This is a genomic window from Chloroflexota bacterium (genome assembly GCA_026708035.1).
GTDB lineage: Bacteria > Chloroflexota > UBA11872 > UBA11872 > UBA11872 > JAJECS01.
Genome location: JAPOVQ010000035.1, coordinates 155,435 through 167,738, shown reverse-complemented (window position 1 = coordinate 167,738; position 12,304 = coordinate 155,435). Strand labels below are relative to the sequence as shown.

At 69.5% G+C, this 12,304-nt stretch carries 10 protein-coding genes; 4 read left to right on the top strand and 6 right to left on the bottom strand.

The window, feature by feature from the left end:
- Positions 1 to 12: 12 nt before the first annotated feature.
- Genes OXG33_14445 through miaA form a run of 3 tightly spaced genes read right to left on the bottom strand, consistent with a single transcriptional unit; the run spans position 13 to position 2,963 of the window.
- Positions 13 to 1,188, bottom strand: coding sequence for an LL-diaminopimelate aminotransferase (locus OXG33_14445; GenBank protein ID MCY4115114.1), 1,176 nt, complete (start codon positions 1,186 to 1,188; stop codon positions 13 to 15).
- 34 nt (positions 1,189 to 1,222) lie between these two features.
- Positions 1,223 to 2,062 (bottom strand): diaminopimelate epimerase, encoded by an 840-nt coding sequence (dapF, locus tag OXG33_14440; protein MCY4115113.1) that lies wholly within the window; start codon positions 2,060 to 2,062, stop codon positions 1,223 to 1,225.
- Position 2,063: 1 nt separating this feature from the next.
- On the bottom strand, positions 2,064 to 2,963 hold the full coding sequence (miaA, locus tag OXG33_14435; GenBank protein ID MCY4115112.1) for a tRNA (adenosine(37)-N6)-dimethylallyltransferase MiaA: 900 nt from the start codon (positions 2,961 to 2,963) through the stop codon (positions 2,064 to 2,066).
- 90 nt (positions 2,964 to 3,053) lie between these two features.
- Here miaA and OXG33_14430 point away from each other — a divergent pair, with 90 nt between their 5' ends.
- From OXG33_14430 to OXG33_14415, 4 genes are all read left to right on the top strand, one after another.
- Entirely contained in the window at positions 3,054 to 4,061 is a 1,008-nt protein-coding gene (locus OXG33_14430; GenBank protein ID MCY4115111.1) for a methylenetetrahydrofolate reductase, read from the top strand.
- 1 nt (position 4,062) lies between these two features.
- On the top strand, positions 4,063 to 4,689 hold the full coding sequence (locus tag OXG33_14425; GenBank protein MCY4115110.1) for a cyclodeaminase/cyclohydrolase family protein: 627 nt from the start codon (positions 4,063 to 4,065) through the stop codon (positions 4,687 to 4,689).
- Positions 4,686 to 5,522 carry a bifunctional 5,10-methylenetetrahydrofolate dehydrogenase/5,10-methenyltetrahydrofolate cyclohydrolase gene (locus tag OXG33_14420; GenBank protein ID MCY4115109.1) on the top strand — a complete coding sequence of 279 codons (837 nt, stop codon included), beginning with the start codon at positions 4,686 to 4,688 and terminating at the stop codon, positions 5,520 to 5,522. Before OXG33_14425 ends, OXG33_14420 begins: the two co-directional genes overlap by 4 nt.
- Positions 5,523 to 5,618: 96 nt before the next feature.
- Positions 5,619 to 7,046 carry a sulfatase gene (locus OXG33_14415; protein ID MCY4115108.1) on the top strand — a complete coding sequence of 476 codons (1,428 nt, stop codon included), beginning with the start codon at positions 5,619 to 5,621 and terminating at the stop codon, positions 7,044 to 7,046.
- A 31-nt stretch (positions 7,047 to 7,077) separates the two neighbouring features.
- Here the strand turns inward: OXG33_14415 and OXG33_14410 are convergent, their stop codons facing one another.
- From OXG33_14410 to mutS, 3 genes are all read right to left on the bottom strand, one after another.
- Entirely contained in the window at positions 7,078 to 7,863 is a 786-nt protein-coding gene (locus OXG33_14410) for a glucose 1-dehydrogenase (GenBank protein ID MCY4115107.1), read from the bottom strand.
- 191 nt (positions 7,864 to 8,054) lie between these two features.
- A complete protein-coding gene (gene mutL, locus OXG33_14405; protein ID MCY4115106.1) occupies positions 8,055 to 9,770 on the bottom strand; it encodes a DNA mismatch repair endonuclease MutL in 1,716 nt (571 codons plus the stop codon).
- Positions 9,767 to 12,277, bottom strand: coding sequence for a DNA mismatch repair protein MutS (gene mutS, locus OXG33_14400; GenBank protein MCY4115105.1), 2,511 nt, complete (start codon positions 12,275 to 12,277; stop codon positions 9,767 to 9,769). The genes mutL and mutS overlap by 4 nt, the downstream gene beginning before the upstream one ends.
- Positions 12,278 to 12,304 lie beyond the last annotated feature (27 nt).

Below are 12,304 nucleotides of genomic sequence, written 5' to 3'. Positions count from 1 at the left end.
AGCGGACCGCTCTCAGAAGGTGAGCGCGGCGATTCGATCCAGAGCCTCCTGCAGGCGGTCGTCGGGCGTGGTGAGGGAGATGCGGAAATAGCCCTCGCCGCCGGCGCCGAAGCCCACGCCCGGCGTGACGATGACTCCGGCGGATTCGATGAGCTGGTGCGCGAAGTCAACCGACGTCATGCCCTCGGGCACCGGCGACCAAAGATAGAGGCTGGCCTTGGGCGTCTCCGGCTGCAGCCCCGAGGCACGAAGCGCGTCGAGCACGAGGTCCCGCCGCCGTTGCAGGTGGGCGTTGCGGCTGTCGATCCAACGCTGCGAGACGTCCAACGCGGCGATCCCCGCGAGCTGCACGGCCTGAAAGATGCCCGAATCCACGTTGGTCTTGACCCGCCCGAGCGCCTCGACCACCTCGGCATTGCCGACCATCCAGCCGATGCGCCAGCCGGTCATGTTGTAGGTCTTGGAGAGCGAGTGGAACTCGACGGCCACGTCGCTCGCGCCGGGCACTTCGAGGATGCTGCGGCAGCGCGTGCCGTCGTAGGTCACCTCGGAGTAGGCTGCGTCCTGGGCAAGCACCAGATTGTGGCGGCGGGCGAAGGCCACGGCCTGCTCGAAGAATTCGAACGGCGCGATGGCCGCCGTGGGATTGCTGGGATAGCAGAGCCACATCAGCTTGGCCGCCTCCAGCGCCTCCACCGGAATGGCCTCGAGATCGGGCAGCCAGGCGTTCTCGGCGGTGAGCGGGACCATGTGCGAGCGTCCCCCGGCCAGCATCGTGCCGATGGCGTAGACCGGATAGCCCGGATCGGTCATGAGCACGGTGTCGCCGGGGTTGATCAGCGCGAGCGGCAGATGCGCGATGCCTTCCTTGGACCCGATGAGCGGCACGACCTCGGTGGCCGGGTCGAGGGTGACGTCGAAGCGTCGGGCGTACCAATCCGCGATGGCGGCGCGGAGCTCGTCCAGGCCGTAGTACTCGGGATAGCGGTGATTGGCGGGGTCGCGCACCGCCCGCTCGAGCTCCGCCACGATCGGCGACGGCGTCGGCAGGTCGGGGTCGCCGATGCCGAGGCTGATGACGTCCACGCCCTCGGCGCGCTTGGCGTCGCGCAGCTTGTCGAGCTCCGCGAAGAGATAGGGCGGCAGGGCCGAGATGCGGTCGGCGAATTGGATGGGTGATGCGGACACTAGGCGGCGCCCACTGGCATGGGAGGCAGCGCCATTATGCGGACCACTGGCCGGTGAACACCGTCGCCGCGGGTCCCTGCATGGTTACCTCGTTTCCGTCGCCGTCCCAGGTCACGTGCAGCCGTCCGCCGGGCATATCCAGGGCGACGTTGCCGGGCGCCACGCGACCGGCGGCGATGGCCGCGGCCGCCGTGGCGGCGGCGCCGGTGCCGCAGGCGAGCGTGAGGCCCGCGCCGCGCTCCCAGACCCGGACCCGCAGCTCACCTGGGGCCGTCACGTCGACGATCTCGAAGTTCGTGCGCTCGGGAAACGTCGGGTGGTGCTCGACCAGCGGTCCAACTGTGGCCAGCGGAAACGCGTCCACGTCGTCGATGAAGGCCACGGCGTGCGGGTTACCCACCGAGACGCCCGTGATCTCGATTGCGTGTCCGTTGACGCGCAGCGTCGTCCTGTTGGGCGTGGAATCGCCGGGAACCATTGGTAAGGACGTTGGGTCGAACGACGGGACGCCCATGCCGGTGGTAACGCGGAGGCCGCCGTTTGCTTCCGCGACCTCGACCCAGCGGGGGCCGCCCAGCGTCTCGATGACCTCGCGCTGGTTGCCCAACTCGCCGCGTTCGTAGAGCCATTTGGCAAAGCAGCGGATGCCGTTGCCGCACATTTCGGCGCGCGAGCCGTCCGCGTTCCAGATCTCCATGGCGAAGCGGGCCTCCCGGCCGTCGCGAACCACGAGCACCTGGTCGCAGCCCACGCCGAAGCGCCGGTCGGCAAGCTCGGCGGCCAGCGGACCCAGGTCGACGGATAACGCCGCGCGGCCATCGAGCAGCACGAAGTCGTTGCCGGCTCCGTGCATCTTGGTGAATGCCAGGCTCATGTCAGGACCGTCTCGCCTTATCCAATCCGCGCAGCTGCGCGGCGAGCGCCTCCACGATTGTTTCTGGAGTACGCCAGTGTACGGGAAGCTGGTGCCGAAACCAGGTGCGTTGGCGACGCGCGTATTGGCGCGTGCGGGTCATTGTGCGCTGCTTGGCGTCGTCGAGCGTGAGGCCTCCGGCGAGCACGGCGGCCGCTTCGCCGTACCCCACGCCCGTGAGCGCGGGGGCGTCCGCCGATACGCCGCGCTCCAGTAGGGTGCGCGTCTCTTCGACCAGCCCGCCGGCGTACATGGCCTGCACGCGACGCTCGATGAAGGCCGACAGGACATCCGCCGGGAGTTCAATGCCGAAGATCACGCTGGGCGGCGGCGCCGGGGCTTTGCCCACAGGCTGGCGGCGCTCGGCGACTTCGATGGCACGAATCAGTCGGCGCGGGTTGGCGCGGTCGACGGTGGCGGCCCGTGTGGGGTCCAAGCGCTCCAGCCGCGCCGCCAGGCCGGCCACGCCTTCGCGTGCCTGCAGCGCGTCGAGTTCGTCTCGAAGTTCGGTGTTCGGCGGCACTGCGGCGAGCAGCGACGCCTCGAGCAGGGCCTTGATGTAAAACCCTGTCCCGCCGACCACCACGGGCACTCGCCCGCGGCCGCGAATGTCGTCGAGCGCGCGGCGGGCGTCTTGGACGAAGCGGTGGGCGCTGTAGGTTTCCGATGGGTCAATTATGTCAACCAAATGGTGCGGCACTCGGGCTCGCTCAGCGGCGCTGGGCTTGGCCGTGCCAATGTCCATGCCGCGATAGACCTGGCGCGAGTCGGCCGAAATGACCTCGATCGGGAAGTCGTCGGCCAGCGTGAGCGCCGCGGACGTCTTGCCCGACGCCGTCGATCCCGTCAACACCACGAGCATTGGGCTCACCGCGTGGCCGGACCGAGAGGGCGGCGGCCCGCGTTACCATGCATGACGCACATCTGCCGGCTGCTGGGATAACCGCTTTCGGTGTCTGATTCGCCTCCCGTCGACGGCCCCGCGTCGGGGCCGCCATACAGCCATTTGCAGGCCGTGCTCGACGCCGGCCACTTTGCCGTCACCTGTGAACTCGGGCCGCCCAAGGGCCCGGATGCGGCCGACGTGCGGGCGAAGGCGAAGATCCTGCGCGGCTTCGTGGACGCCGCCAGCTGCACGGACAACCAGGGCGCGGCGCTCAAGATGTCGCACTGGGGCGCGGCGCTGCTCTGCCGCGAGGGCGGCGTGGAACCGATCATGCAGCTCTCATGCCGCGACCGGAATCGGCTGGGCATCCAATCGGACGTCATTGCGGCGCAGGCGTTTGGCATTCGGAATTTTATGTCAATCAGCGGGGACTCGCTCGTCCTGGGCGACCATCCCATGGCCAAGCCGGTCTTTGACCTGCAGGGCGTGCAGCTCGTGCGCTTGTTGAAGCAGCTCCGAGACGAGAATCGCAATGCTGCGGGCGACCCGATCAAGGGCGACTTCCGGCTCTTCATTGGCGGTGCGGCCAATCCCTTTGCGCCGCCCTATGGCTTCCGCCCGCTGCGCATGGTCAAGAAGGCCGCCGCGGGCCAGGAGTTCGCGCTGACGCAGATGATCTTCAACGTGGAGCGCTTCGCCGAGTGGATGTCGCGCATACGCGATGAGGGCATTCATGAACGAATTCACATACTGGCGGGCGTGGGTCCGCTAAAGTCGGCTCGGATGGCCGAGTTCATGAAGTTCAAGGTCGCGGGGATGGAAGTTCCCGACGCCGTGATGCAGCGCATGCGCGGCGCGCGCAAGCCGCGCGCCGAGGGCATTCGCATCTGCCTGGAAATCATCGAGCAAGTGCGCGAGATCGAGGGCGTGCACGGGGTGCACGTGATGGCGATCGACTGGGAGAAGGCCGTGCCGCGCATCGTGGAGGCCGCAGGTCTCGAGTTGCCCCGGCCGACACCGGTTCCCGCACTTGCGCCCGCTGCTGCCGTGGGCACGGCCGCCACCGCGGCCTAGCGTGGCGGAAGGCGCCGCTCACGCAACGATCGAGGGCTTCGCGGCGGCGCTGGCGTCCGATTCACCCACGCCCGGCGGCGGCAGCGCGGCGGCGGCGGCCGTGGCGCTGGGAGCGGCGCTGGTGGGCATGAGCGCCCGGCTCACGCTGGCCAGGAAACGCTTCAAATCCGTGCATGCCGAAATGAAACGCATCGTGGCCCGGACGGACGCGATTCGCGGTGAGGCGCTGGCGCTCATCGAGGCGGATGCCGACGCCTACGCCGGGTTGCTGGAGTCCTATCGACTGCCACGCGCCGCCAAGGCCGCGCGGGCCGAAGCGATAGGCACCGCGGCATTGGCGGCAAGCCGCGTCCCCGCGGAGGTGGGCGAGCTGGCGCTCGAGGTGATCGAGCTTTCCGGCGCCGCCATTTCCGAGGCCAATCCGAACGTGCGCTGCGATGCCGCCGCCGGCGCGGCGCTGGCGCGCGGCGCCATGCGCATCTGCGAGATGAACATCGCCGCCAATATCGGCTCGGTCGCCGACGACGCCGCGCGCGCTGCGCTGGAGCGCAGTTGCGAGCGTTTTCGCGACGCACTGGCGCGTGCCGACGCTGCCGCGGACGGCGTCCTGGCGGAGTTGCGATCGTGACGGCGCTGACGGGCCGGGAGCCGGCTCGGGCGCTGCGGGCGTCGCTTGCCGCGGAACTCACGCAGTTCGCCAAGCTGCCCGCCCTAACCTTCGTTCGGTGCGCGACCCATCCCGCCGGGGCCGCCTACGCCCGGCAGGTTTCGCGCGGCGCTCGCCGCGTTGGCGTGCCAGTCGCCGAACAATTGCTCGACGAAGCGTCGACGACCGCCGAGGCCGTCGGGCTCGTGGAGCGGCTCGGGGCGGACGAGCAGATCCAGGGAATAATCCTGGCGCTGCCACTTCCGTCGTCGGTGGACACTGCGTCCATTGTCGCCGCGGTTCCGCCCTCGAAGGATGTGGACCGGATTACTCGCGCCGCCATCGGCGCGGTGCTGGCAGGCGCATCCGAGCTGGCGCCGGGCGTGGCGACGGCGGTTCTGCGCCTGCTGGAGTACTACGAAATCCCGCTGGCCGGGCGTCCGGTGGCGGTCGTGGGCCGCAGCCGCGGCGTGGGCAAGCCGGTGGCGTTGCTGATGCTGGCGCGCGACGCGACCGTGACCCTTTGCCACTCGCGGACTCGCGATCTGGCGGCGGTAACCTCGCAGGCCGACGTGCTGGTCACGTGCGTGGGGCATCCCGGCCTGATTACCCGCGAGCACGTGAAGCCGGGCGCGGTGGTCATCGACGTGGGCGCCACCTACACGTCCGAAGGTCTGAAAGGCGACGTGGATGCGAACGGTGTGGCCGAAGTCGCCTCGGCCTATTCGCCGGTGCCCGGGGGCGTGGGGCCGCTGACGGTCTATTGCCTGCTGGAGAATCTGCTCACACTCACCCGGGAGGCGCAGGGCGAGTAGCCAAACATCGGCCGGCGACCTCGTGCGCCGCTGGGCTACGATCCGCCGGTCAGCTTCCCGCTCGCCTGGCTCACGGCGGCAAGGGCCTCGTCACTTATGAACATCGTGCTGGTGATCTTCGACACGCTGCGGAAGGACCATCTCGGGGCCTATGGCAACGAGTGGATCTCGACCCCGCACCTGGATGCCCTCGCGCGCGAGTCGGTGCGGTTCACGCGGGCCTATCCAGAGTCGCTGCCGACGCTGCCGTTCCGACGCGCCGTGCACACGGGCTTGCGAACCTATCCGTTTCATGGTCACCGCACCTTGAAGGGCGACTTTATTGGCGCGCCGGGATGGGGGCCGATTCCCGAGGAGCAGGACACGGTGGCGGAGCGGCTGCGGGAGGTGGGATACCGCACGGCGCTGCTGACGGATTGCTATCACCAGTTCAAGCCGTCCAAGAACTTCCACCGCGGGTTCGACGAGTGGGACTGGATTCGCGGCCAGGAGACCGACCGATTTCGCTCGGGACCGGCGCTGCCGCCCGGCGCCATCCGGCATCACGTCCCCGAGCGGTTCCCGCCGGTGCACCAGCGCACCGAGTTCTTCCGGCAGTACCTGCTGAACAACCAATTCCGCCAGGACGAGGCCGACTACTACCCGGCGCGACTCTTTCGCAGCGCGAGCCGCTGGATCTATGAAAACCAGGACGCGGAGCGGTTCTTCCTGGTGGTGGACTCGTTCGATCCGCACGAGCCGTGGGAGCCGCCGGAGAACTACCGGCGCATGTACGACGATGTCGAGGACGACACGGCGGACATCATCCAGTCGCTCTATGCGCCGCACGAGGGGATGTATACGGCGCGCGAGCTGGAGCGCTGCCAGGCGAACTACGCCGGCGAGGTGACGCTGTGCGACCGCTGGTTCGGCCATTTCTTCGAGGCACTGAAGTTCAGCGGCCGCTTGGACGACACGCTGGTGATCGTCGTCTCAGATCACGGACACAACCTGGGATTCGATCCCGGCGACAAGGGCCTGGTGAGCAAGCAGGGGCATCCCCTGACCCGCGCGGTGGCCGACCTGGCGCTGCTGATCCGGTCGCCGGACGGCGCCGGGCGTGACACGACCTGCGACGACCTGGTGATGAACACCGACGTGGCGGCGACGATTCTGGCTGCTGGAGGTCTGGCGCCCGATGTCGACGGGGCGGACCTGGGGACGCTGCTGACGGGTGAGGGGTCGTCCGCTCGCAGCCACGCGACGGTGGCGTGGGGTCCGCTGGTCACGGTGATCGACGACACCTGGTGGTGCAACGCCACGATTTGGGGCGAGGAGCCGCTGCTGTACCGGGTGCAGGACGATCCGGACCTCACGAACAACCTGGCGAGTCAGCATCCCGACGTCGTGGAGCGACTGCTCGGATTGGCGATCGAGGACGCCGGCGGTGAGATTCCGGCCCACTTCGCCGAGTTTCAAGGGCAGCCGGGATGCACGCCTTATCTCTCCCGGACGCAGCTGGGCGTTCGGACGGAGCGGTTCTAGGCGGGAGACGTTGGCGCCGCGACCGGACCCATCAGGCCGAGTACTGGGCCGGCGAATAGTCCAGTGTGGCGCCGCCGTCCACGACCAGCGCGTGGCCGGTGACGAACGACGCGTCCTCGCTCGCGAGAAAGAGCGCGGCACGGCCGATCTCCGCCGCCTGCGCCATGCGGCCCAGCGGGTGCAGCGCGTCTACCGACCGCGCGGCCGCCGCCGGGTCGTCGAGGGTGTTGGCCCACTCCCACAGCAGCGGCGTGTCGACGCCCGCGGGGCAGATGCAGTTCACCCGCACGCCCTGCGGCGCGAGTTCGACCGCCAGGGCCTTGGTGAAGCCGACTTGGCCGCCCTTGGAGGCCGCGTAGGCCGCGGCCAGCGTCTGCCCCACGACGCCCACCAGGGAGGCCGTGTTGATGATGTTGCCCTTGGTCCGGCGCAAATGCGGCACGGCGAATTTGCTGCCGAGATAGGTGCTCGTGAGATTGAGCGTGAGCTGAGATTCGAAGAGCTCCAGCGAAGTCTCGTCGATGGTTGTGGCCGGCGGGTGCCAGCCGGCGTTGTTGACCATTACGTCCAGCCGGCCGTGGGCGTCGACTGTGCGCTTGATGGTCTGCTCGATGTCCGCGGGCAGGCGCACGTCGGTGGACTGGAACTCCGCCTGCCCGCCGGCGGACTGGATCTCGTCCACGGTTTCGGCGGCGGTCACCGCGTCGATGTCAGCAATGATCACGCGGCACCCCTCGGCGGCGAACGCCGTCGCGATGCCTCGTCCGATCCCCTTGGCGCCGCCGGTCACGATTGCCACCTTGTCGGCTAGCCGCATGTGGACCCCCCAGGGTGAAAGTCTTCGAATCCGTCGGTGATGCTACGCGACGCTGGGCGTCTCGGCTTGTGCGACACGCGGCCACACTTGCCGGCGGCACGTGCGGGCGGGTTTGAAACCCGCCCCTACGGGATTCTCGCGCCCACACTTTGCTCGGTAGGGGCGGGTCTCAGACCCGCCCGCGGCCTGCGCTAGCCGCGGCCGAACTGCCGATCGAGCAGGTCGCGCGTGAGCAGGATCATGGTGGGGCGGCCGTGCGGGCAGGTGAGGCCCAGATCGCAGCGCTCCAGTCCTTCGACGACCGCCTGCATCTCGTCGATGGCGAGCTGGTCGCCGGCTTTCACCGCCGCGTGGCACGCGGCGGACCAGCGCAGCTGCTCGGTGACCACGCGCCGGCCGGTGGGCGCCTCGCGCGCTTCGTCGACCACGGCAGACAAGTAGGCCGCCGCGTCGATGGCCCGTCCGGTCGCGGGCACTCGGCGCACCAGCCAGGCATTCGTGCCGAACGGCTCCACGTCGACGCCCAACGCCGCGAGATCCGCCAGGTGATCGCCGACCCACTCGGAGGCCGGAGCCGAGAGCGTGACCGGCGCCGGGTCGAGCAAGGCTTGGCTGGAATTGGCGCCAGTCTGGCCCAACTGGTGGTAGAGGATGCGCTCGTGGGCGGCGTGCTGGTCGATCAGGTACACACCGGCGGGACCGACGGCCACGATGTAGGTGTGATCGATCTGTCCCAGCGCGCGGGGCACGGGCGAGCGAAGCTGTCCGCCGCCATTGGCGTCCGCCTCCGGCTGCGGCTCCCCCGGCGGCTCGCCGGGCAGGTTGCGCGGGGCCGGTGGCGGATTCCCGTCCCAGGGCATGGCGCCGGTCGGCAGATAGAACTGGTCCAGGATGGGCTCGTCCACTCGCGCGGGCGTCACCGCGCCGCCGGCCGTCAGGGCGCGGCGCACGGTGGCCGATACGCGGCTGAAGACTTCGCCGCCGCGTCGGAATCGCACCTCGGCCTTGGCCGGATGCACGTTGACGTCCACGTCCTCGGGTGGGATCTCCAGCCGGAGAACCACGACCGGGTAGCGCCGGCTCGGCAGCAGGCCCTGGTAGGCGTCGCTGATGGCGCCGGCCAGCAGCCGGTCGCCGACCCAGCGGCCGTTCACGAAGAGCGAGATGTCACGGCGCGTGCTCCGCTGGACGTGCGGCTGCGAGACGAATCCGTCGATGCCGAGCGTCTCGCCGGGCGGCAGCTCGATCAGTTCCTTGACGACGGATTGGCCGTGGATGGCAACGAGCGTGGCCCGCAGATCGCCTGTTCCGGGCGTGCGCAGTCGCTCGCGTTCGCCGTCGAGCAGGCGAAACGCGACTGATGGGTGCCCGATGGCGGCGTGCGTCACGGCGTCCATGACGTGGCCGAGCTCCGTGCGCTCGGCCCTTAGAAACTGGCGTCGCGCCGGAATCGACCGGAACAGCGCGCGCACCGTGACTTGCGTTCCGACCGGCCCGCCGTGGGGCGTCGACTCGATGATGGCGTCATCGCACGCCGTCACCCGATGCCCGGGAGACCCCGCGCCGGTCACCGACGCTATGGTTAGCTCGGCGACGGCGGCGATGCTGGCGAGCGCTTCGCCGCGGAACCCCAGCGTGCGGATGCGCGACAGGTCGTCCACGGTGCGCAGCTTGCTGGTGCTGTGGCGTTCCACGGCAAGCTCCAGCTGGTCCGACGCGATGCCATGACCGTCGTCGGTGACTTGAATGAAGCTCAGACCGCCCTCGTGCACCTCCACGGTCACCCGACCGGCACCGGCGTCGATGGCGTTCTCGATCAGCTCCTTCACCACCGAGGCGGGACGCTCGATCACCTCGCCGGCGGCGATCTTGCTGGCGATGTCGGGCGGGAGGCGGCGGATGCTCACGCGTCGGCTTCGTTGCGCAGCTCGTAGACCAGGCTCAGCGCGTCCAGGGGACTCAGCTGCTCGGGATCCAGATGGCGCAAGCGCTTGACGACAGGATGCTCGTCGGGCGTCAGCAGCGTGAGTTGGACGTTCGGCACGCCTTTGGCGCCGGCCGCTAGCCGCTCGAGCTCGACCAGGATCTCGCGCGCGCGCCGGATCACGGCCGGCGGCAGTCCCGCCAGCTGGGCCACCTGCACGCCGTAGCTGCGGTCCGCCGGACCGTCCACGATGCGGCGCAGGAACACGACCCTTTCACCCTGCTCGGCGACGGCGACGTTGGCGTTGTGCACGCGGGGCAGCATGCCGGCCACCGAGGTCAGCTCGTGGTAGTGCGTGGCGAAGATCGTCTTGGCGCGCAGGCGCGGGTGATGGTGCAGGTGCTCGACGACCGCCTGGGCAACTGAGATTCCGTCGTAGGTGCTCGTGCCGCGGCCGATTTCGTCCAGAATGAGCAGGCTGCGGGGCGTGGCCTGGGCCAGGATGGCGGCCAGCTCCAGCATCTCCACCATGAAGGTGCTGGCGCCCGCCGCGAGGTCGTCGCGTGCGCCGGCGCGCGTGAAAATGCGGTCCACCAGGCTGATCTCGGCGCGCGCGGCCGGCACGAAGCTCCCGACCTGCGCCAGCAGCACGATCAGCGCCGTCTGGCGCAGATAGGTGGACTTGCCGGCCATGTTGGGTCCGGTGAGCACCAGGATTTGCCGATCGTCGGGATCGAGCCGGGTGTCGTTGGGCACGAACGGCTCGGTCTGGCTGGCCTCGACGACCGGGTGGCGACCGGCCTCGATTTCGATGCGGCCTTCGTCGGTGAGCGTTGGTCGCGTGTAGCCCTGGAGCACGGCCACCTCGGCCAGCGACGCGGCGACGTCGAGAGCGGCGATGGCCGCCGACGACTCGAGCATGGCGGGCGCCCATCCCGCGAGGCGCTCCACCACCTCCTCGAACAGAAGGGCTTCGAGGGCTTCGATCTGCTCCTGGGCGTTGAGGACCTCCGCCTCGCGCTCCTTGAGCTCCGGGATGACGTAGCGCTCGGCGTTGGCCAGGGTCTGGCGGCGCTCGTAGTGATCTGGCACCTGGTCAGCGTAGGCGCGGCCGAGCTCGATGTAGTAGCCGAACACGCGGTTGAAGCGGACTTTGAGCGACCTGATCCCCAGGCGTTCGCGCTCTTGCGTTTCCAGCGCGGCGATCCAGGCCTTGGCCGACCCGGCGCCAGCGACCAGCCGGTCAAGCTCGTCGCTGTATCCGGCGCGAATGGTGCGCTCGCCGTCGTCGATGGCTCGGGCAATCAGCGCCTGGGCCTCGTCGCAGGTGTCGATGCGGTCGTGCAGGTGTTCGAGCGCCCCGCCTGCCCCGTCGAGCGTGTGGCGAACCGAGGCCAGCCCGTCGAGCGCGGTGGCGACGCGGCGGACGTCGTTGACGCTCGCCGTGCGCCGCAGCACGCGATTGGCCAGCCGCTCCAGGTCGCCGACGGACCTCAGGGTGTCGCGCAGCTCGGCCCGGCGGTCGGCGTCTGCGACAAGCGCCTCGACGAGGTCCAGGCGCCGCTCGATCACGTCGCGTTCGAGCGACGGACGGGCGACGTGCCGCCGCAATCGCCGGGCTCCCATCGGGGTTCGGGTTCGGTCGAGCACGCCCAGCAGGCTGTGGTCGCGGCGTGAGGCGCGCCCCCCGGATTCGAGCTCCAGGTTCGCGCGGGTGGCGGGATCGAGCTCCATGTAGGTCGACACGCCGTAGACGTGCAGGCCGGTCAGCACGTGCAGCGCGTTTGCGTCCGTTTCGCTGACGTAGGCCAGCAGCGCCCCCGCGGCGCGCGACGCCTGGGGACGGTCGGCGAGTCCCAATCCGTCAAGGTCGTGGACCGCCAGATGGCGCCGCAGCGTCTCCCCGGCCGTGCCCGGATCGGCCATCCAGTCCGCGCCGGTCACGGCGCCCGACAGGTCGATGTCGCCGAAGGCCAGCGTCTCGCGCGGCGCGACCCGGCTGAGCTCGGGACCGAGTTGACCGGCGTGCAGCTCGGTGGCGGCGAACTCCCCGGTCGTGACGTCGGCGTAGGCGAAGCCCACCTGGCTCTCCGAGGGAACCACGGCCGCCAGGTAGTTGTTTGTCTGGGGCCGCAACATGTCCTCGTCGACCACCGTGCCCGGCGTGATCACCCGGGTGACCGCGCGGTCCACAAGGCCGTTGCCGGCGGCGGTTACCTGGTCGCACACCGCGACGCGATGCCCCGCCTCGACGAGTTTGGCGATGTAGCCCGCCACGGCGTGGTGGGGCACGCCGCACATGGGTGAGCGGCCGCTGCGCCCGAACTCGCGCGAGGTGAGCACGATTTGCAGCTCTTCAGCGGCGACCTCGGCGTCGCGGTCGAACAGCTCGTAGAAATCGCCGAGGCGAAAGAATAGGAGAGCTTCGGGGTGCTGGCGTTTTATGTCAAGATATTGGCGCCGCAGCGGTGTCAGCGTCGTCGTGCTCACGCCGCCACGCCCCAGCCTCCCCTGCGA